This is a genomic window from Sulfuricurvum sp. (assembly GCF_049305995.1).
GTDB lineage: Bacteria > Campylobacterota > Campylobacteria > Campylobacterales > Sulfurimonadaceae > Sulfuricurvum.
This window is the reverse complement of the sequence record NZ_JBAQPS010000061.1, coordinates 1-21,374: the sequence shown is the minus strand read 5'-3', so window position 1 is coordinate 21,374 and position 21,374 is coordinate 1. Positions and strand designations below refer to the sequence as shown.

General features: G+C 43.5%; 23 protein-coding genes. 7 read left to right on the top strand and 16 right to left on the bottom strand.

From position 1 onward, the window contains the following. The first annotated feature begins 47 nt into the window (after positions 1-47). A complete protein-coding gene (locus tag WA010_RS02105; protein WP_422555524.1) occupies positions 48-377 on the top strand; it encodes a hypothetical protein in 330 nt (109 codons plus the stop codon). Between the two features lie 107 nt (positions 378-484). After that, positions 485-778, top strand: coding sequence for a c-type cytochrome (locus WA010_RS02100; RefSeq protein WP_422555523.1), 294 nt, complete (start codon positions 485-487; stop codon positions 776-778). A gap of 77 nt (positions 779-855) precedes the next feature. Here WA010_RS02100 and WA010_RS02095 read toward each other — a convergent pair whose 3' ends face one another. The 4 genes from WA010_RS02095 to WA010_RS02080 all read right to left on the bottom strand — a co-directional run bounded on the left by WA010_RS02095 (position 856) and on the right by WA010_RS02080 (position 4,785). Further along, complete coding sequence (locus WA010_RS02095) at positions 856-2,040, bottom strand: sensor histidine kinase (RefSeq protein WP_422555522.1); 1,185 nt, start codon at positions 2,038-2,040, stop codon at positions 856-858. Further along, positions 2,003-2,668 (bottom strand): response regulator transcription factor, encoded by a 666-nt coding sequence (locus tag WA010_RS02090; protein WP_422555533.1) that lies wholly within the window; start codon positions 2,666-2,668, stop codon positions 2,003-2,005. The genes WA010_RS02095 and WA010_RS02090 overlap by 38 nt, the downstream gene beginning before the upstream one ends. After that, entirely contained in the window at positions 2,668-4,026 is a 1,359-nt protein-coding gene (locus WA010_RS02085; RefSeq protein ID WP_422555521.1) for a Na+/H+ antiporter NhaC family protein, read from the bottom strand. Before WA010_RS02085 ends, WA010_RS02090 begins: the two co-directional genes overlap by 1 nt. Before the next feature lie 135 nt (positions 4,027-4,161). Then, entirely contained in the window at positions 4,162-4,785 is a 624-nt protein-coding gene (locus WA010_RS02080) for an acyl-CoA acyltransferase (RefSeq protein ID WP_422555520.1), read from the bottom strand. Positions 4,786-4,854: 69 nt separating this feature from the next. On the opposite strand from WA010_RS02080, the gene WA010_RS02075 reads away from it, so the two are divergent. After that, the gene (locus tag WA010_RS02075; protein ID WP_422555519.1) at positions 4,855-5,535 is read left to right on the top strand and encodes a L,D-transpeptidase family protein; all 681 of its coding nucleotides are present in this window, start codon (positions 4,855-4,857) and stop codon (positions 5,533-5,535) included. A gap of 5 nt (positions 5,536-5,540) precedes the next feature. Here the strand turns inward: WA010_RS02075 and WA010_RS02070 are convergent, their stop codons facing one another. The 10 genes from WA010_RS02070 to WA010_RS02025 form a co-directional block, all read right to left on the bottom strand. Then, complete coding sequence (locus WA010_RS02070) at positions 5,541-6,560, bottom strand: cytochrome-c peroxidase (protein WP_422555518.1); 1,020 nt, start codon at positions 6,558-6,560, stop codon at positions 5,541-5,543. Positions 6,561-6,625: 65 nt separating this feature from the next. Continuing rightward, entirely contained in the window at positions 6,626-8,872 is a 2,247-nt protein-coding gene (locus WA010_RS02065; RefSeq protein ID WP_422555517.1) for an AAA family ATPase, read from the bottom strand. Next, positions 8,872-9,753 (bottom strand): glycine--tRNA ligase subunit alpha, encoded by an 882-nt coding sequence (gene glyQ, locus WA010_RS02060; protein WP_422555516.1) that lies wholly within the window; start codon positions 9,751-9,753, stop codon positions 8,872-8,874. Before glyQ ends, WA010_RS02065 begins: the two co-directional genes overlap by 1 nt. Before the next feature lie 83 nt (positions 9,754-9,836). Beyond that, a complete protein-coding gene (locus WA010_RS02055) occupies positions 9,837-11,054 on the bottom strand; it encodes a type II toxin-antitoxin system HipA family toxin (protein WP_422555515.1) in 1,218 nt (405 codons plus the stop codon). Beyond that, positions 11,051-11,326 (bottom strand): helix-turn-helix domain-containing protein, encoded by a 276-nt coding sequence (locus WA010_RS02050; RefSeq protein ID WP_422555514.1) that lies wholly within the window; start codon positions 11,324-11,326, stop codon positions 11,051-11,053. The genes WA010_RS02055 and WA010_RS02050 overlap by 4 nt, the downstream gene beginning before the upstream one ends. 53 nt (positions 11,327-11,379) lie before the next feature. Beyond that, on the bottom strand, positions 11,380-12,237 hold the full coding sequence (locus WA010_RS02045) for a damage-control phosphatase ARMT1 family protein (protein ID WP_422555513.1): 858 nt from the start codon (positions 12,235-12,237) through the stop codon (positions 11,380-11,382). Further along, positions 12,234-12,695, bottom strand: coding sequence for a DUF3972 domain-containing protein (locus tag WA010_RS02040; protein WP_422555512.1), 462 nt, complete (start codon positions 12,693-12,695; stop codon positions 12,234-12,236). The genes WA010_RS02045 and WA010_RS02040 overlap by 4 nt, the downstream gene beginning before the upstream one ends. Positions 12,696-12,762: 67 nt before the next feature. Then, positions 12,763-13,257, bottom strand: a complete 495-nt coding sequence (gene purE / locus WA010_RS02035; protein ID WP_422555511.1) for a 5-(carboxyamino)imidazole ribonucleotide mutase — start codon at positions 13,255-13,257, stop codon at positions 12,763-12,765. Between the two features lie 25 nt (positions 13,258-13,282). Then, the gene (locus tag WA010_RS02030; protein ID WP_422555510.1) at positions 13,283-14,575 is read right to left on the bottom strand and encodes a peptidase U32 family protein; all 1,293 of its coding nucleotides are present in this window, start codon (positions 14,573-14,575) and stop codon (positions 13,283-13,285) included. Positions 14,576-14,698: 123 nt separating this feature from the next. Beyond that, positions 14,699-15,412, bottom strand: a complete 714-nt coding sequence (locus tag WA010_RS02025; protein ID WP_422555509.1) for a chemotaxis protein — start codon at positions 15,410-15,412, stop codon at positions 14,699-14,701. A gap of 66 nt (positions 15,413-15,478) precedes the next feature. Here WA010_RS02025 and WA010_RS02020 point away from each other — a divergent pair, with 66 nt between their 5' ends. Together WA010_RS02020 and glnA are read left to right on the top strand one after the other, a co-directional pair. Continuing rightward, the gene (locus tag WA010_RS02020) at positions 15,479-16,258 is read left to right on the top strand and encodes a histidinol-phosphatase HisJ family protein (RefSeq protein ID WP_422555508.1); all 780 of its coding nucleotides are present in this window, start codon (positions 15,479-15,481) and stop codon (positions 16,256-16,258) included. 74 nt (positions 16,259-16,332) lie between these two features. Continuing rightward, on the top strand, positions 16,333-17,763 hold the full coding sequence (gene glnA, locus WA010_RS02015) for a type I glutamate--ammonia ligase (protein WP_422555507.1): 1,431 nt from the start codon (positions 16,333-16,335) through the stop codon (positions 17,761-17,763). Positions 17,764-18,055: 292 nt separating this feature from the next. Here glnA and pckA read toward each other — a convergent pair whose 3' ends face one another. Beyond that, entirely contained in the window at positions 18,056-19,639 is a 1,584-nt protein-coding gene (pckA, locus tag WA010_RS02010) for a phosphoenolpyruvate carboxykinase (ATP) (RefSeq protein WP_422555506.1), read from the bottom strand. Between the two features lie 349 nt (positions 19,640-19,988). Here pckA and WA010_RS02005 point away from each other — a divergent pair, with 349 nt between their 5' ends. Continuing rightward, complete coding sequence (locus WA010_RS02005; RefSeq protein ID WP_422555505.1) at positions 19,989-20,603, top strand: hypothetical protein; 615 nt, start codon at positions 19,989-19,991, stop codon at positions 20,601-20,603. 103 nt (positions 20,604-20,706) lie between these two features. On the opposite strand, the gene WA010_RS02000 is transcribed toward WA010_RS02005, so the two are convergent. Then, a complete protein-coding gene (locus WA010_RS02000) occupies positions 20,707-21,099 on the bottom strand; it encodes a hypothetical protein (RefSeq protein WP_422555504.1) in 393 nt (130 codons plus the stop codon). A gap of 149 nt (positions 21,100-21,248) precedes the next feature. On the opposite strand from WA010_RS02000, the gene WA010_RS01995 reads away from it, so the two are divergent. After that, a partial coding sequence (locus tag WA010_RS01995; RefSeq protein WP_422555532.1) for a prepilin-type N-terminal cleavage/methylation domain-containing protein occupies positions 21,249-21,374 on the top strand: 126 nt, incomplete at its 3' end.

Here is a 21,374-nt window from a genome sequence, read left to right as displayed (position 1 = left end):
AGCTTCACAATAACTTTTTATACTGCTCTCATAAAAAGGAGTTTAAGATGAAAGAGTTACTCTCAATCTTGTTAATCACAGCACTTAGTGCTTCAGTTGCTTTAGCAGATGCTAAAGCGGGTCAAAAAGTTTATCTTAAAACACTCAAAGCGAAATTTAACATGAATGGAACCAAATTTGCCGCTGAACATACGGTTGCCGAATGGGAAGAGCTTTTTGCAAATGATGCAAAAGGTTTTATCAAAGAATACGGTGAACGTTTTCCAACAGCAGTTCCTGTTTTAACGAATCCGAGTATGAAAGATAAGTTGCAAGATATCGGTGATTTTGCGAAAGAGTATGGTTCGGATAGCGGAAACGTTCCGAGTTGCGGATAAGTAAATGGTGTTTTCGTTCGTGGTGAGCATGTCGAACCATGAACTTCTCAAATATCACCCTTCGACTGGCTCAGGGTGAACGGGTTAATAAATAAAAAGGATTTATGATGAAAACGTTAATTGCAATCTTAGGTTTAACTGCTATGTTGAGTGCTGCTGATGGCGGTGCTTTGTATCAAAAATGTGCGGCGTGTCATGGTCTCAAAGGTGAAAAAGCGGCTCTGGGTAAATCAGAAGTGATTGGCGGATGGGGTTCAGCAAAAGTGGTTGATGCTCTCAAAGGGTATAAAGCGGGAATGCGTAATACCAAAGGTATGGGTGCATTGATGAAAGGGCAAACGGCCTCTTTGAGCGATGGTGATATGAAAGCCCTTGGCGATCATATCGCAGGATTGAAATAGTACCCACTAGCTGCTGCGAGCTGTCGTAGCCTACATATTTATTTTTGTCCCTCGTCACGATTCCCCCTTAAGGGGAATCACTCCCACCCTACACAAATCTTTGTTCCTATTTTTTCTTCCGATTCAATGGTGATTTTTAACTCATACTCACGGGCTATCATCGCGACGATATTGAGTCCGATTCCGAATCCTCCTACACTTTTATCGGCGCGAGTGTAGCGTTCAAACACGCGATCGATCATCTCTGAGGGGATGCCGATACCGTTATCTTCAATACATAAAGAGTGATTGCTTAAGGTGATGGTAATTTTTCCCCCCATCTTGTTGTATTTGATGGCATTGGAGAGGAGGTTGTCGATGAGGCGGGTTGCTTTGGTGGTGTCAATGGTGAGGGTAACAGCCGAATCAATAGCGAGAGAGAGGGTGATCTTCTTTTGCTCAATCCGATGACGGAAATATTCGATTCGCTCATGCAGGAGGTGCGATAGATCCAAAGGGGTATTGTGAACCGCTAAGTCGTGATTGAGGATAAGGTAGGTGAGATCATCATAAAGTGTAGAGATGGTGCGGGAGGCGATTTCAATCCGTTTGAGCTTTTTTTGCACGTTTGGGGATAATTCATCTTCTTGTAATGCTTCTATATTGGTCAAAATCGCACTGATGGGGGTATTGAGTTCATGGGTGGTATCTTTGATAAAATCATCGAGCAGGGCTATCGCTTCGTTCATGGGGCGTAAAAACATCCGTGAGAGAAAAAACCCGATGATCCCAAGAGCCACTAACAACAGTGAACCGAAACTCAAGACGTCTTTGAGCACTTGATGTCTCCAAAGCTCATCGTCACGGGTTTCGAAAACGAGATAGTACTCTCCTAAGCCATAAGGAGAGAGGGCAATGATGAGGTGGATATACCCCTTATGCAGAGCGATATTTTCGCGAAAATCGGTATGGTTTTTATGGAGATTACCGACAAGAAAATCTTTGCTGTATCCATACAAAGCGGTTGTATACGCTAAATCGGTCGGGAAGGTTTTGAGGTTATGCCCGCTCTCTAACCATTGCTTGAGTTTGGGGACGTAAGTTTCACTCTCTAGCTGCATCGCTAGACGGTGCGAAGAGAGCATTTGCGCTTTTACCGATTCATAATAAAGGATTGCTATCAGTCCAAAAATGAGGATACTCATCACCCCATAAAGGGCTAGAAAGCTTCGCAATGTTCGGTATTTAGCGAAATTGATACCCGAGGCGCTTGTGGCTGACAATGGCATCCTTTCCGAGGAGTTTACGGAGCGTTTTGATGTAGGTGCGAAGGCTCCCATCACTAGGGGTTTCATCATAATCCCACAGATGCTCCATGATCATCTCATGATGGAGAAGCTCATTGCGGTGTTGGATAAAAAGTTTGAGGAGCTTGTGCTCTTTGAGTTGGAGGTTTTGAATATTGCCGTTGATGGTGAGCACCTGATTGTCAATGTCATACGTGATCGCTTCACCAAGGGTAAGGGAATCGGTCGGATTATGGTAAAAATTCCGTTTGAGAATCGTTTGAATCCGCAGAAGCAACTCTTTTAGGGCGAAAGGTTTACGGATGTAATCATCCCCACCGCTCTCGAATCCTTCTTCGACGTCCTGCATCGCATTGCGAGAGGTGATAAAAATAGCGGGGGTAATATTTCCCTCTTTTCGGCTTGCTTTGAGCAACGAAAATCCATTCCCGTTCGGAACGTTGACATCGAGGAGGAGGAGGTCGAACTTTTGCTCATACAGGGTATCTTCGGCGGAAGAGGCATCGTAAACACAGGTGACACGGTAGCCTTGATCTTCGAGATATTCACTCACACTTTCAGAGAGATTTGGGTCATCTTCGAGGAGAAGAAGAGAAGCTTTCATCATGTGAGGAGCACTCCAAAGAGTATAAATAAGATAAACGAAAACCCGGCCGCAATCAGAGCATAAGGGAGCTGAGTTCGAGTATGCTCTTGGACACTGCATCCGCTTGCCATAGCGGAGATGATAGTGGTATCTGAGATGGGAGAGCAGTGATCGCCGAACACTCCGCCCGATATTGCCGCCCCCATCGCCAGAGCGACCGGAGCATCGAGACCGACAGCGAGGGGGATCGCGATCGGGAGCATGATACTAAAAGTTCCCCAGCTCGTCCCCGTTGCAAAAGCGATAATGGCGGCTAACACAAAAATCGCTCCTGCTAAATATGCCGAGGGGAGATAATCACCGATAAAACTAGCGAGGTATTGCCCCACCTCCATATCCGAGCTCACTCCGCCGATCGCAAAGGCAAAGAGGAGGATCAGTGCGATAGGGCTCATACTACGGGCACCGCTCAGCGATGCATCCCAAAATTCTGATAATGTGAGGGTATTTTTAAAACGATAGTACCCCAGCATTAGGAGTAAGGTGATGAGGAGGGTATAAAAAATCGAGGTAGAGCCTGAGCCTTTGAAAATATCTCCGTTCCCCGTAATAAACATAAAAAGAATAACCCCACCGATCATCCAGACCATCGGCCATAGAAAAAGCCCGATATCTCCTTTGGCATCTTCACATTCAATTTCCGGTGGATGAACGGTGGCATGACGCATCGGACCGATATCAATCTCATACCAGATAGCGATAAAAGTGACGATAAGAGCCATAAACGCGTAAAAATTATAGGCAATCGATTGAATCAGCCATGTTGCACTCTCACCTGCAATGAGCCCTGCTGAGATTTGTCCCCCGATCAGACCGAGTAACAGAGCTCCCCACCCATTGAGAGGGATAAGCGAACATACGGGAGCAGAGGTCGAATCGCACACAAACGCGAGTTTGGCACGACTTATTCCGTGACGATCGCAAAACGGTCGTCCGATGGCTCCTGCAACGAGTGAGGTGATAGAAGACTCGATAAAAACGATGATTCCCGCGATAAAGCTGGGCATCAACGCTCCCCGTTTGGTTTTAACGATGGAGCGTTTGACACTTAGTTCATGAACCAGACCATTTACCCCGCCACTGCGTTCGATAAGCACCATGACCGAGCCTACCATGATCGCAAACGCGAGAGTTTTGAGCACCCACCCTTCGCTAAGGAGGAGATAAAAACGCTCAAAAGTTAGGAGAAGAGTGTTAAGTGGATGGAAATCGGCGATAATGAATTCTCCGACGATAACCGCCATAGCTAATGCGATAAAGACGGAACGGCTGAAAAAAGCAAGGAGGATAGCGATGAGCGGAGGGATTAATCCCAAAATTCCATATTCTATAGGACAACCTTTATTGCAAAGCAGAATTCTCGAAAAACAGGGTTTTTCGTAGCTTTAGGGGATTGCAAAGGACTTTAGTCCTTGCTGATAAAACGGATGAATTCGTTTTGTCGTATAACATTATAGTATCATTTGTAATCGCATAATGCCGGGACGATCAAATTGCTCTTTGTAGTATTCGCTCCGTTTTTCATCGATCACGACAAATCCTAGCTTTTTATAAATCATTTCATTTTCAACAGAGCCGATTTCGATCGATGTTTGAACTTTTCGGTACCCTTTTAGGCGAGCGGTGAGCATACTTTTACCAATCAGTTCTTTAAAAACATCAATGCTTTTATATTCAGGTTTGACCAACATAAAATCCAAAACGAAAGTTTTGTTGTCAACTTCCCCTTCGCATAGCAGATATGCAGCGATCCGTTCATGGTAGGTTTCATCAAATCCGATCTCTTCAAGGGCCTTGGAAAATATTTCATGTGTAGCGATACGAGGTTCATAACCGCAGATAGTTCCAACGGTTAATCCATCGGAGACAGCAATAAAAAAATTGGAAAAATGGCAATAACTCTTCGTCATTGTGAGGGCTAAATGTTTAAGATACCTCAAAAGAGTATCATTTTCTGAAGTATTGAAAACTAAATCAAAGAGTCCTATTTTTTTGCCAAAACGAGAACTTTCTAATAATGCGTTGGCGATAATGTCAATATCTGCCTCGGATGCTTTACGAACCGTTATTGCCATTAGTCCCTCACTCTTGCTGTTTTCAATATGCTATACTACCTAACTTTAAAATAAACTAAGAAAAATGAGATGTTGAAAATAACTTTGTCCCTTTTCCTTTTATCTTCGTTTTTTATGGCTGTTGCATCAGAGCAATTGGTAGTGGTGCTCTCACCAGAGCTCAATGCAACTCAAGCATTGATGCAGCGATATGAGAAACATCACCAGTGGATAAAAATTGGTGATAAAGTTCCCGTTATGTTAGGGCGAAGTGGTTTAGGGTATGTTGCTTTTAAACAACCGTTGAAAAATGAAGGGGATGGGCGTTCACCCGCAGGGGTATTTCCGATAACATCTACGTTTGGTTATAATCAGAACACAACGTTTAAACTTCCTCACTGGCATACGGATGAAAATCTCTATTGCATCGATGATATTAACGACACACGTTACAACAAAATGCTCCGTATTTATGATAAAAATTCTCTCCCCGCTAGTTATGAAGTGATGCGACGTAATGATGGAGTTTATCGCTACGGTGCGGTGATCGGGTATAACCCATCGGCTCAGAGTGGACGCGGTTCATGTATTTTCATCCATCTTAACCATGCGGACAAGCATCCTACATCAGGTTGTACGGCGATGGATGAAGTGCCGCTTTTTGAATTGCTTAAATGGTTAGACCCCGTGAAAAAGCCTCAGATAGTGCAAGTCTTGAAAAGTGAATGTGGGAAATACCGAGAAGAGTTCCCCGGTATTGTATGTGAGTAGATTTTTTAGTTATTAACGACGTCAACTTTAGGCGTTTTTGCCGTAGATGAAGGAAGCATCGGATAAACGACGGTCGGTTTTTTACCCTCTAGTGCTTTTAGGAATGTTTCGATCTCAGCTGTCTCTGTATCGCTCAAAGTAACACCGAGTTGGATACGTCCCATCTCTTTGATCGCTTCGCTAAGCGTTGCCATTTGACCGTTGTGGAAATAGGGAGCAGTTTCGGTAACGTTACGGAGTGTCGGTACACGAACCATACCGTTTTTATCCCCTTTGAAATCGCCGACATTCATATGTTTGTATGGAGCCACAGCACCGAATGCCTGCATCGTTCCACCGAGTGCGATATCGTTATGACAGGTAGCACACCCTTTGGTGATAAAGGTTTTAAGCCCTTTTTGTTCCGCTTTGCTCAATGCATTTTTCTTGCCGTTGAGGAAATCATCATAACGTGATGGAGTAACGAGAGTACGCTCGTAAACGGCGATGGTATCCGCCACTTTAGCAAAATCAATTTTGACATCTTTCCCGTACGCTTTTTTGAATGCGTTGACATAAGCTGGGATAGAGTTCACGACACCCTCTACGAACTCTTTTGGCGCGGCCATTTCAGGTCCTGCTTGGATTGGTCCTTGGGCTTGGTCTTCGAGATGAGGTGAGCGCCCGTCCCAGAATTGTTGGCTGTAGAATACGGCGTTATAGACAGTTGGTGAACTCAAGTGATGAGGATTAGCCGTCCATTTGTGGCCGATTGCCGAAGCCATACCGTCAACTCCTCCGATTGCGAGGTTATGACAGCTGTTACAGCTAATCAAACCGCTTTTAGAGAGGCGTGGTTCGAAATAGAGCATTTTTCCCAGTTCCACTTTAGCCGCAGTGGTCGGATTTTTTGGATTAGAGGTGAGTTTTTCAAGTGCTTTCGCAGATGAAGGGATCGGTTTTAAACCGGCAGATTTGGCGTCATCTACGAGTGAAGCGCCCATAACCGATGTGGCAACGATTGCGGATAGAATTAATGTTTTCATGGTGAATCCTTGTGGTATTTGGATTAGGAATGAAAATTGTAGCACAATAACCTAAAGGAAAATTTTTATCCTTTAGTTAATGCAAGTTCTTGCATCACCGTTGAGCGTTTGGAATGTTCCAATCGACGGCACGCTGATTCAAACGCTCCGCTCTCCCCCACAACGATACAATGTTTTTTTGCTCGTGTGAGCGCCGTATAGAGGAGTTTGGTATTGAGCATAATGTGGTGTGAAAAACTCATCACCATCACAACCCGCTCGTATTCCATCCCCTGCACTTTGTGGACACTCAGGGCATAAGAGAGGCTCAGATAATCACTAATTTGATCATATTTGTAGTGGACGATCAGCTCTTCATTGGGGTAATAGACATAACAGAGCTCCTCTTCCTCATCGAGTCGGAAGATAAGACCGCACATCCCGTTAAATATCCGCCGCTCACTCGGGTCATTTCCCTCTTTGAACTCTTCGGGGGTCGTGGAGGGGAGGTTTTCATTTTTGGTATGCACTACTTTGTCGTGGAGCCCAAACTCCCCTTTGAGCGTTTTGACTTTTTTCTTCGGATTCGGGTTGAAATAGCTTTGCAACAAGAGGTTGAGATTATCGACCCCCAGCGCATTGCCTCTCATAGGTGAGATCACCTGAAAGGCACTGAGGTATTCGCGTATCTGTTTGGATTCGAGCTTTTCGCGTGACTGTAAGAGATATTTCAAGGTGACATCGGCGATAGCCGCCAACGTATTGTGGGAATGGGTTTTGAGAACCTCTTCGAATTCGGTTGCCGTGAGAGAATTTTTGAGGGCATAGCGGTTGGGGAGATCGACACTCAAAAACGTAAAGTCTTCATAGCTCTCTTGATAATTGGGGATTATCCCTTTACGAACCTCGTTGGCGATGAGGGCAATTGCTTGATCGGGGCTTTGGCGGTAGATTTGGGTGAGCATCACCGTCGGGGCGAGGTTTAGGGCAATCGCATCGCTAAGCGGACTTCCTGCTCCGATAGGGGGGAGCTGTGCATCATCGCCGACGATAATCACCGTCGCATCGCGATCAATCTTCGCCATCAGTCGTGCAAAGAGCATCGAGTTGATCATCGAAGCCTCATCGATCAATATTACCTGAAAGGGCATCGTGTCGTGCGATTCGAATCGCACCAGCAGACTTTGAATCGTAGAACTTTGATAACCGCTGCGCTCCCGTATCCGCTGAGATGCGATACCGCTCAGAGCACACGTCATGATAAGGCTCGGTTCATGGCGGGAGGATAGCAGATCGAGGAGTGCTTTGGCGGTGGTACTTTTCCCCGTTCCGGCGTACCCGACAAGCAAGATAAGTCCTGCACCGCGATTAATGAGTTCCAACGCGCTAAATTGTTGTTCGCCGAGGGTGAGAGCATGGGCTTCACAAAATGCTCTTAGATCATCACTCAGCGGTTCATGCGTATTTTTACCTCGACGTTTAAACTGCTCTATCAGGAGTGTTTCGGCTTCATAAATACGGGTAGGGGAGAGTTTGGAACTGGGGAGTAACGTAATGCTCCCCTCTCGTAGACGATCATCGAGTGCCTCTTCGTAGGTGCGTTGATCCCCTAATGCTACGAGGAGATCGAGTTTTGTAAAAAGGGCGTTTTTTTCGATACAGCTGTTCCCCTCAGAGTCGCAGTATTCGCTCAGGGTGTACTCCATTGCCGCTTGGATACGCCGCTCATCATCCGCTCTTAGCCCCATATTCAGGGCGATCTCGTCGGCTTTTTTAAACCCGATACCGTTAATCCGCATCAGACCATACGGGTTATGTTTGATCGTTTCGATAGGGTCTTTGACCTCTTTTAACGCTCCGGCTATAAGTCGAAGCAGGGCAGGGGTGACTCCGTAGGGAGCCAAAAACTCTCCTAATGCTCTCATGGAGCGAAACTGCTTCCATCCGCTGGAGAGTTTGAGAAGACGTTTTTCATTCATCCCTTTGATTTCGAGGAGACGCTCGCAATCGTTATCCAAAATATCGATAAGCCCCTCGGTTCCGTACTTCTCGATAAGGGAGGCGGTGAGTTTTTTGGTAAAGCCTTTGACGACGCGGTTGAGAAAAAAGAAGAGTTCGTTTTGGTTGACGATGAGACTCTGGGCTTTAAACGTCCGTCCGTATTGGGCGTGTTCTTCCCATGAGCCTTTGAGTGTGATCGCGGCATCTTTGAGATTATCGACATCGCTCTCGTAGTAATGGCTGCTGATTTTATCCCCCCCTTTGAGCGCGGCGATGAAAAAGCCGTTGTTTTGGTAGATGATCCGATCAATTTGACCGATGAGGGTTTGCATCAGGCTTTTACGCGGAGGTTTCTTTCCTCTTCTTGTGATTTATACAACTCTGCACACCCTTTGGCTAACTCACGGATTTTGAGGATGTAATTGGCACGTTCTGTTACCGAGATCGCTTTGCGCGCATCGAGGGTGTTAAACGTATGGGACGCCATCATGCACAGATCATACGCAGGGAGAGGAAGCTCTGCATCAAGACACCGTTTACACTCGGCGGCTTTAGCTTCAAACTCGGCAAAAAGCATTGCGGTATCGGCGATTTCAAAGTTGTATTTTGAAAACTCGATTTCTCCCTCTTTGTGGATGTCACGGTAGAGGGTTTTTCCGAATTTATTTTCACTCCAGACGATATCAAACACCGTATCAACCCCTTGGAGATACATCGCCAGACGCTCTGTACCATACGTAATTTCAACCGCTACCGGATCACACGTTACTCCGCCGACTTGCTGAAAATAGGTGAACTGTGTCACTTCCATACCATTGAGCCACACTTCCCAGCCCAGACCCCATGCGCCGAGGGTCGGAGATTCCCAGTTGTCTTCGACGAAACGGATGTCATGATCTTTGAGGTTAAGTCCGAGGTATTCGAGACTTTTGAGATACAATTCCTGGATATTTTCAGGAGAAGGTTTAATGAGGACTTGAAACTGGTAGTAGCTCCCCAATCGGTTCGGGTTTTCACCGTATCGCCCGTCTGTCGGACGACGGCTTGGGGCGACGTAGGCAACCGACCACGGTTTGGAATCGAGCGAACGCAAAAAAGTTGCAGGGTGAAAAGTCCCCGCACCGGCGGCAATGTCGTAAGGCTGTACTATGGCACACCCTTGGTCGTTCCAAAATTGTTGAAGTTTTAAAAGCATATCACCGAACGTAATCATACATATTTCCCGTAAAAAAAGTGGTGTATTATAGCCAAAGTGAGCTTATTCTTAGAATCTATCGGGTGTTTCTATGGGAATCACTACACGAATAATTTCGATTCGACAAAGTGTATCATCTTCTGACTCATTCCGACTAGATGTGCAAATTTTGACCATTGCGCCACCGATCCATACACTTCATCGCAGATACTAACCCCGTTTTTTAGTCGATGTTTTTTTGCGAGTGCCAAGAGATGCTCTTTCGTCGGGTTTTTCCCCTCACCCGCAACCATCGTGCTATGCTCACCGCCTGGTCCACTGGAGAGGGTGACATCATAGATCGGTGAAAACTTCCATTCCCTCTTCTCATCCATGAGAAACGAGAAATTCTTGGCATGATCATCGCGATTGTGGGCAAAGAGATTAAAACACGCGAGGCGAAAAACCTTCTCTTGCTCTTGAATATTTTTGATGAGGTGCAGGCTTAACGAGAGCAAATCATCATAATCCAGAGAGGGAAACCGAAAATCGCTATGGACTAGCCCCGCTATCGAGTGGACATGAACACGTCTATCACTTATCCGATCAAATCGTTCACAAGCGAAATAGTTCCCCTTTTTCCCCTCCAACAGAGCCGTTTTAGGCATCTCCAATCCCGCCTCTTTCGCCATCAGCGAATAGGCATATTCGATAGCCCCGATTTCAGGGTGATCTGCCCCAGAGGCAAATTTAACCATCCAATGGCTATACCCCTCTCTTAGCGGTTGCGATCCGTGGATAATTTCTTTGTGATTGTCGCTGAGTTGTATCATCGCTTTGGGTCGCGCCCCTGCGGAGGAACCATTGAGAATCAAAAGTTCATCCACCAAATCCTCACTGCTTCCCGCTAAAATCTCTTGGGAATGAAGGGCTAGATGATCGAGTACGATGGCATCCACAGAGGGATTTTCAATCTCGTGAAAAGGCTCGTAGCTCAGTGCTCCCATCCCGTAATTTCCGACATACCCCAACCGATCCAGTGGAGTCAAATCGCGTGCATGGACACCCAACCGCATCAAATGTCTATCCATGAGCAACCGCCCCCAACCATCGGGTAATGAGTCGTTAAATACCCCCCATAACCCCTCAAACGTATCATCATCGCATCGCATGACTCCTGATTTTAGTGGCAGTTTATAGGGGGATAGCTCGATACCTGTTTGGAGAAATGCTTGGTCATACTCGAAATAGATTTTTCGATCTTTATAGGCGAGGGTTCCTACTTTTTGTTTTTGGGTGGTGCTGAGGTGGACGGTGAGTTTGGGGGTAAATACACTCATCCTAATACCTCTTCCAAACTCCCATAAACCTTCTCTTTCGGTTTACAAACCCCCTCAAAATCCCCCAAACACTCCAAAATAAAAGCCAGTTTGAGGAGTGAATCGAGGGAAATATCTCCGCTGTGTTCGAACCGTTTGAGGGAGCCTAAGCTCACCCCTGATCGGATGGAGAGTTCTTTTTGGGTGTAGCCTAATGCACGTCGTCGTTCTTTAAATTTGGTTCTGAGTTCTTCGATGATGTGGTGAGGTTCTTTGGGTAAAAAGGATAACATATTAGCCCTTTTGCAATAATATTAACCATTATAGCTAATATTTTATCTTTTTATCAATCTAGTTTACAGACAATATCACCAATTTCTCTGCCCAGCGATGCGGCAACGACCGAACATTTAACTTTGAGCAAAAAGCAGATATTTTTACGACGCAGCGGAGTCATACATTCGTAGTTCCCCATCCCTTTGGCGATGATCAGATCGGCGGTATCAAAGAATTTTTGGGATTCGTGCGAAGCCAATTCATAGACAAATCCAGGAGTCGGAACTCCGCTATCCATGAGGGTACATATCTTATCTATCCCAGCTTCATGTGCCTCGGTCAAAGTAACATCGTTAATGATGGGGTTACCACGAACCATATACGTAAATCCAATTTGAGGATAGAGTTTTTGGAGTGATTCGATAGTGAGAGCATCAAAAATATGTTCTCCCGCATTATCTCCGATATAAAGAACACTCTCAGCATTTTCGAGTTGCGTACGTAGCATTTTGGTATCATCATAGTGAAACGGAGTGTAAAATACTGAAGTAATGGCATCATGTAAATCAAAACTCACCTCTGCGGCGAGATCAATGACGTTGCCTACGACTGCAGTTTTAAGAGCCGCTATAAAAGGATCATCATTTTGTTCTATCGTTTCTCGTAAAAAAGGGAGATAAGTTTTGGCTTGCTCTGTGGCATATTGTTTTTGTTTTTCGTATAGATCATGGGTCTTAGCTAATACTGCCATTTGCTCATACAAGGGTGCAGCTATCACAGGCGGAGAGAGGGTAAAATCGGCATTTTGAAGAGCAGTTTCGACGTAATCTACGATTTGCTTACTAAGTGCTTCATCGGCATGTATCGTTTCACAAACACGGTGGCTTTGGGAAGTGATGCATCTTATACATTCATTTTGAATCGTCATTGAGAAGCGTGGTCGTCGATCACTTTACCCCACATGAGTTTATACTTGCGGCGCATAAATTCGACTTCTTGTTGAGAGAGTTTGAGTTGTTCGGTTAGTGTGGCAATGGTACGACGATCTTCATCATACAGCTCTTGAAGTGATGCGAGAGCTTCTTTTAGAAATTCATTCTCATTTTTGATCGATTCAATCGTTTCTTCTTTTGCGATGAGCACTTTTTCGTGAAGATTGATGATGGTTCCGATCGTTTTTTCGACGAAATTCGCTCCGACGGTAATGTCTGTTTCGGAAGCACTGAGTTCTTGGAGAGTGGCAGGGATTATTCCTGCCATAATGTTGGATGCATCGATAAGCACTTCTCCTCCTTCGACGGTTGTGGAGAGTTTTCCTCTCATGATTAACGATTCGATTTCATGTGTATCCATTTGAGTTAAACGGGCATATTCATTGATACTCATCCTTTGTCCTTGCATGGTTTATAGCCTCTGATTAGTTAAGAATGAAGTAGCAAAAAGTGTACCTGATTTATAAAATGGTTTCAATTTCCAATGAATCCATCTCTACCTTTTTTGCTTTAGAGATACGATCTTCTTGAAGTTTCATTCGAAGTTCTTCATTCTCTAGGGCTAAAATCTGCATCGCCAAATAGGCTGAATTGATAGCTCCTGCTTTTCCGATTGCTACGGTTGCTACCGGCATACCTGCCGGCATTTGCACTGTTGAGAGGAGGGCATCGATACCGCTGAGGGCTGATGCACTCATAGGTACACCGATGATTGGTTTAATTGTTTTTGAGGCTAAAACACCTGCTAGATGAGCTGCCATACCGGCAGCTGCGATAAAGACTTGCGCCCCTTTTGCTTCTGCCGCGAGAACGTAATCTTTTGTTCGCTCAGGAGAGCGGTGTGCCGATGAGATGATAAGTTCATACTGAACACCAAACGCTTCAAGTGTTTCGGAACACGATTTCATAACATCAAAATCACTTTTGCTTCCCATAATAATTGATACGAATTTCATTGAATTGACTCCTTGGATTTTAAAATTAACATTTGGTAACTGTCGCCATATCTTCCGTAGCTTGGATACGGAAAAAGGTGAAATGAGGCAGAGTGCAGGGGAGTTTAAAGCGGTTGAGATTTCCGCTGTGAACTTGATCCCAAACCTTGCCGTTTTCCGCGAGGAGCTGTTTAAATGAGATGTGCCACTTCCTATTTTCTTCCCAAATTTTTCCGATTTCATTATCGATAGGCTCTAAGAGGTTTCCATCGGGGAAAACCAGCTCCATCGTATCGTTTGGGAAGGTTTTGTATTTACATTCGAAATACTCTCCCGATTCATCCACGATACCGCTCACCTGATGGGTTCCCATCATCATCGAATAATCGAGATTTTGGGTATCGTGTTTTTCAAAAGGGCGGTTGATGAGATAAGCATCGGTAAAGCCTCGATTCTGCATGGTATTGAGCTCTTTTTGGTAGCTCTCAGGATCACTTTTACCCACATAATAATCATCGATGGCATGTCGGTACACTTTCGCAGTGATGGCGGCGTAATACGGGGCTTTTGTGCGCCCTTCGATTTTAAGTGAGTCGATGCATCCTGCATCCAAAATCTCTTTGATATGGCTTGCTAAATTGAGGTCTTTGGAATTCATGATATAGGTTCCAATTCCCTCATCTTCGACGAGTTTAAAGAGGGTTCCCGTTTCAGGATTGGCGGCGTACATCTCATAGGGAAAACGGCAGTCATTGGCACAGCTTCCCCGATTTGGGACACGACCGCTTTGAAGTGTCGAGATCAAACAGCGTCCGCTGTAGGCGAAACACATCGAACCATGGACGAATACTTCGATCTCCAAATCGGGGAGCTCTTTTTTAATCTCTTTTAAATCTTTGAGTGAAATCTCCCGTGCGGCGATAATACGACGCGCCCCCATATCGTAGTACACTTGCGCATCTAGGACGTTCATTACATTGGCTTGAGTTGAGAGATGCAGTGGAATATGGGGTGCGATTTGATGGGCGAGTTTCAAAACTCCGGGAGTCGCGACGATAAACGCATCGGGTTTTAACGATGCCATTGTGAGGATATGTTCTTTGAGAAGTTTTAACTGAGAATTAAACGGAAAACCGTTGATCGTCACATACACTTTACGCCCTTTTGCATGGGCGTAATCAATCCCCTCTTTGAAACTCTCTAAATCAAATTCTTTACCGGAGCGGATACGGAGCGAGAAGTGGCTGACACCGCCGTATACGGCATCTGCCCCGAAATCAATAGCGATCTTTAATTTTTCTAAATTCCCCGCAGGGGAGAGTAGTTCGACTTTTTTCAAAGAGTATTGCTCGATTCATCTAAATTTTAGAAAATTTTAGCAAAAAAAAGGTGTGCAATAGATGAAGTTTTTTGATTATCATCGATTTATGAGACTATTCCGATGTAGTACACTCCAATATTATTACTTTTTACCGAATGAGGCAAGCAATGCTTCAATATCATCACTGGTTACGACATCTTCAGTATCGGTATCTCCATGGATATGAACTGCTGAAGTAACCCGTTTGGAATCATCGATTTTTCCAGCGAAAAGATGATTCATATAGCTTGATAACGCCCGCATGACATTGATAACACGCTCAATCTTTTGACGATGAATATCTTGGTATTGCATAATATCCATAATATTCATAATAGAATCACCACTGTTTTGAAGAATATCAAGGAGGTCATCTGTTGTTCCTATAACATCTTCATTTTTTGTCAGCTGTGTTTTAAAGGTTTCAATATGGGGAAATTTGACACTGAGTGTTTCAAAAAGTTCAATATTACTTTGAAGAATACTTCTCACATTTTTAATTTGTTTTTCACCTTTTCCTAAATCATTGCTGATTCCCTCGATCAAATCAAAAATTTCAGATGCTTTCTCTTCGCTCTCTTTGGTGACATCATCGAGCTGATGAACCACTTTATTGTCATCTGTCGGTGGCGGCGGAGGCCAACTATGCATTGCCGAAACACGGTAGTTAGCAGGGTTCTCTTCTTCGTATTGTTCTGATATTACAGGTGCCTCTTCTGTAATTTTTTCTTCCGAAACAGCTGTTTCAGATTCGTCGTAAGCCTCATCCAAATCTATATCACCACTCATCAGTGCATCTAATTCTTCTTGCGTCATTGCAATACCTTAACGATTAAATTGCACTATAATAGCATGGAAATCTTTAGTTTTAATGGATAAATGATGAAAGTTGATTTACATAATCACACAATTTTGTGTAATCATGCAACAGGCAGTATTAATGAATATGTGGAAAGCGCGATTGAACATGGAATAGAGTTTTTTGGTTTTTCAGATCATGCCCCGATGCATTATGATCCTGAATATCGAATGCGTTTTGATCAAATGGATTTATATGAATCATGGATCAAGGACGCTCAAATAAAATATAGTGATCAAATAACACTTTTCTTGGGATACGAAGTTGATTTTTTACCCGGATATATGGATGAGAGCGTTTTACAAAGAGCGTGTGATTATCTGATAGGAAGTGTTCACTTTATCGATGATTGGGGATTTGATAATCCTGAATTTATCGGGCGTTACGAGGGGGCTGATATCAATGCTATCTATGAGCGTTATTTTGCTTTGATCGAAGAGATGGCTCTCAGTAGACGGTTTGATATCGTAGGACATTTAGACTTACTCAAAGTGTTCAAATTTCTTCCCACTAAAGATATTCGATTTTTGGCAAAAAATGCGTTAGAGGCAATTAAACGATCTGATATGACGATTGAGATCAATATGTCGGGATACCGTAAACCGATTGCTGAAGCGTATCCGTCCCCCTTATTATTGGAGTCGATTGCCGAACTTCAAATTCCGATTACGTTTGGTTCCGATGCCCATCGTAGTGATCAAATTGCACTTTTTTCAAAAGAAGTTGTGACTCTTGCACGCACTTATGGATACAGTGAATGTGCTATTTATAGAGATCGAAAACGTACTATGATTAAATTTTAATCAATCTATATTCTTCACTTTTTGTCAGAATTTGCTATACTGTCTGAACTTTAAATTATTTTCAGGAGATTTGCATGGGTAAATTCGTAAATAGTGTCGACGAGTTTTTCAGTTTTTGTAAAGAGAATGACGTTCAGTTTGTGGACTTTCGTTTCACCGATATGAAAGGTACATGGCACCACGTTAGCTACCGTATGAGCGCGGTTAATGCCGGTCATTTTACAGGCGGTCTTCCGTTTGATGGATCATCTATCGATGCTTGGCAGCCAATCAACCGTTCGGATATGTTGCTTAAACCGGATGCTGAATCAGCATTTATGGACCCTTTCACCGCTGACCCGACCATCATCGTATTCTGTGACGTTTATGATATCTACAAAGGGCAAGCTTACGAAAAATGTCCTCGTGCAATCGCTAAAAAAGCGCTTGAGCACCTTGCAAATGCAGGTGTTGGTGATGTTGCGTATTTCGGACCTGAAAATGAGTTCTTCGTATTTGATGATGTAAAAATCCGCGATGAAGTAAACTGCTCATACTACGAAGTAGACACCGAAGAGGGTGCATGGAATGATGCAAAAGAATTTAAAGACGGTTTCAACACAGGTCACCGCCCACGTACAAAAGGTGGATACTTTCCGGTAGCACCGATCGATACTATGGTTGATCTTCGTGCTGAAATGATGTTGGCATTGGAACAAGTTGGTCTTGAAGTTGTTCTCGGTCACCACGAAGTTGCGCAAGGTCAAGGTGAAATCGGTATCGTTTTCGGAACCCTTGTAGAAGCGGCTGACAACGTACAAAAACTCAAATACGTTATCAAGATGGTAGCTCACCTTAACGGCAAAACCGTTACTTTCATGCCTAAACCGCTTTATGGCGATAACGGTAATGGTATGCACGTTCACCAATCTATCTGGAAAGATGGCAAAAACACATTCTACAAAGAGGGTGGTTACAGTAACTTGTCTGAAACAGCGTTGCATTATGTCGGTGGTATTTTCGCACATGCTCGCGCAGTTGCGGCGTTCACGAACCCATCAACCAACTCATACAAACGTCTTATCCCTGGATTTGAAGCTCCGTCAATCTTGACCTACTCAAGCCAAAACCGCTCAGCTAGCTGCCGCGTTCCATACGGTGCGGGTGAAAAAGCGACACGTATCGAAATGCGTTTCCCTGACTCTACGTCATGCCCATACCTTGCATTTACGGCTATGTTGCTAGCAGGACTTGATGGTATCAAAAACAAAATGGTACCGGTTGGTCCGATGGACGAAGATTTGTTCGAACTCTCTTTAAATGAAATCCGTGAAAAAGGGATTCCACAAATGCCACACACACTTCGTGGTGCATTGGAATCATTGATCCGTGATAATGAGTTCTTACAACCGGTTATGACTCCAGAGTTTTTGGATACTTACCAAAACTACAAATTTGAAACACAAGTGTGGCCTGACGAAGCTCGTCCGACTGCATTTGAATTCAAATCTACCTATTCATGTTAGTTTAAACGCCAATCGGAACGCGTCCCGATTGGCTACGCTAACGCTGAGTTTACCTCGGCGGTAAGCCCACGCACGCTTGCGTGCTTTTCTTTTATCTCTTCTTCTACTCAATTATTTTCTGATTATTTTATAAAACTCTCGTGATCCAACACATAGAGCCGTTCCGGAGGCAGTAGTGCCGAGAGGAACGAGCGTTCTTGGATCGCAGTATAATCTTTTCAGAGAAACATCGCTGCGCGAGCGGTTCCCTTGTTTTGATACTTTTCTGACTAAACAGAAAAGTATGAAGAAGTTATGGAAGTTTTGGTCCCGCAGCAGAGTAGTCGAATTCACTTTGTCCATCGGTATACTTTTGGAAATTTTTGATGAAAAGTGCCGCTAAATTATCGCGTTGAACGAGGTAGGCATCACGATCCGCCCACGCATTACGTGGGTTTAGGATAACGGGATCGATAGAACCGAGTGTTTTAGGGATATGAAAACCAAATGTATTGGTTGTATCGAATTCACTGTTATTAATAGTGCCATCAAGGATAGCATTGATACATGCGCGAGTATCTTTGATGCTCATCCGTTTTCCGATACCGTATCCGCCTCCGGTCCATCCTGTATTGACCAGATAGACGTTTACGCTGTGTTGATCGATTTTTTCTCCTAAGAGTTTTGCGTAGACCGTTGGATGCAACGGTAAGAATGCTTCACCGAAACATGAGCTGAATGTCGCAACCGGTTCGGTAATTCCGCGCTCAGTTCCTGCAACTTTTGCCGTATAACCGCTAAGAAAGTAGTACATTGCCTGCTCTTTAGTGAGACGGCTGACCGGAGGTAATACCCCAAATGCATCGGCAGATAGAAAAATAATATTTTTTGGATGTGATGCCATAAGAGAAGGCTGATGGTTATCGATATGCTCAATTGGATAAGAAACACGGGTATTTTCAGTTTTAGATCCGTCAGTATAATCGACGATTCCGTCTTCATCATAAACAACATTTTCGAGTAGAGCATTAGGACGGATAGCATTATGGATTTCAGGTTCATTGGAAGGATCGAGATTGATAACTTTAGCGTAGCATCCTCCCTCGAAATTAAAAACACCCTCATCATCCCAACCGTGTTCATCATCACCGATAAGTGCTCGCTTCGGATCGGTAGAGAGCGTTGTTTTCCCTGTTCCGCTAAGTCCGAAAAAGAGACATGTATCTCCTATAGCCCCAACATTGGCTGAACAGTGCATTGAAAGTTTCCCTTCGAGAGGAAGCCAGTAATTCATCATAGAAAAAATCCCTTTTTTCATCTCGCCGCCATACCAAGTACCTCCGATAATACAGAGATTCTCTTCGACGCTGAATAGGATGAATACTTCAGAATTTAAACCATGGTTTTGCCATTTTTCATTGACCGCTTTACATGCATTAAGAACAGTAAATTGAGGTTTGAATGTTTCAAGCTCTGCAGCGCTTGGACGAATAAACATATTCTTGACAAAATGTGATTGCCATGCGATTTCAGAAACGAAACGGACAGAACGTTTACTGCTTGCGCTGGAACCACAGTACACATCGGTGATATAGAGATCTTTATGTGATAGTTGTTCTTTGGCAACTTCTAAAAGTTCATCAAAAATAGTTTTATCAATTTTTTTATTGACATCACCCCATGCAATGTATTTATTTGAAGGGTCTTGATCAACAAAATATTTATCTTTTGGGCTTCGGCCGGTAAAAATACCGGTATCTACCATGGTTGCCCCGTTACTGGCAAGTTGACACTCACCATTTTCAAGTTCATGTTTAATTAACTCTTCATAGCTGAGGTTATGAAAAATCTTTCCACTATTCTTTATGCCTAACGTCTCAATTTCTGCGGAAATCATGGTGTTTATTTACCTTTTAGGACTCATCTTTATACTGTACAAAGACGAAGATTTAAAGCGGATGCTTTATTTACGGTGCGAATTATACGCCTCCAATTTATAAACGAGAATTAAACGATGAAGTTTGTTACACAAACCTTTGAGAAGAAGAAAGCAGTCACGGTATAACTTGGCTTATTTTTTTCACTTTAGCTCTCATATTCAAGGAAAAATCGAATCGAAAGTTAGTAGAACGCTCTTTAACTTAGGATAAACCTTCTTGATTTATATCAAGAAAAATTTTCATTTTTTTAGTAATACTCTTATTATTAAATGCAATACTAAAAGATCTCAATAGCAGGAAAATCAAATGATGCCGTTTTTTTTTAAATCAATACCGGAACTAACACTTTACGATCCATTAGCGGATATGCTTGGAGCGGCAAGTGAAGGGATTATGACATACAGTTATGCGGAATGTGTAAAATTGGCAGGTCATTCATGCCCTACGGTTGCGGGAACCTATTTGATGTTGCTCAAGGGGCTTAAACTCCTTTATCCAAATACCATACCTAAAAGGGGAGAGATACGTGTACTGATGTCTGGTAAGTTGGGCGAAGGGGTTGTTGGAGTGATGGCAAATATTGCTTCTTTTGTCACGGGTGCCACGGATATCAGCGGGTTTCATGGCTTGGGAGGTAAATTTGACCGACGTAATCTATTGATTTTTGAAGCTAATATAGAGGGCGATCTAGCTTTGGAAAGGGTTGATACAGGGGAAAGGGTCAGCTTAACATATAATCCTAAAATTATTCCGGCTGATCCAAAAACAGGGGAGTGGTTAGAATTTATAACAAGAGATAAAGCAGATGGTGAGCTCAAAAAATTATTTCAAAACAGTTGGCAAGATCGGGTTAAATCGATTTTGATTGAGTATGTGGAACATCCAGGATTAGTTATCTATACATTTGAGAAAAAACAATAAACTTCTTGCATAGAAAATATGACACCGTTTCTTCTGAGCCTGTCGAAGGGTATCATACTATCCAAATTCGAGATTATGCCCACAAGACAAGACTAGTAGATAATTATGTAAATTGTTGAGTCAATTCCGTCAAAATTTTAGGTGCTAAGATTTCATTTCCGTTATATTTTTGAAGTTTTACACCAACATTGTTCATACTTTTAGCGGTATTTTTACATGCCATTTTGACGACAAGATAATCACAATCCTCGATAGTATCTGCCATTGTATCGTGTGCACGGATGTGTTCGATATCATCCGCATCATGATCGCAGGTATGATGTTCATCGTGTTCATGCGGCTCTTCACCCGCAACTTTTGGATTGGCACGGAGCCCTTCGAGGGTAAAGCTTTTAAACATGCCACCGTTGAGGGTATATATGGCAAAATAAGGGGTATGACCGGCATTTCCGGCCATTTTGAGATTTTCATCCATAACAGGTACGGCGATTTTCATGGAATACTCCTATTTTTTTGGATATTATGCCCAAAAGTTCTTTGATGATTCTGTAAATATTCTTTAAACGCTTTATAAGATAGTAATGCTCATAATAGTGTTTAAGGTTACGAGTGTAATCTATATTTTGCACAAAGCAAGGAGTTACGATGAAACGTTCAGGTTTTACGATGATCGAGTTGATCTTTGTTATTGTTATCCTCGGTATTTTGGCGGCAGTGGCGATTCCTAGACTAGCGGCGACGGCGAATGATGCTAAAGTGGCAAAAGCAGAA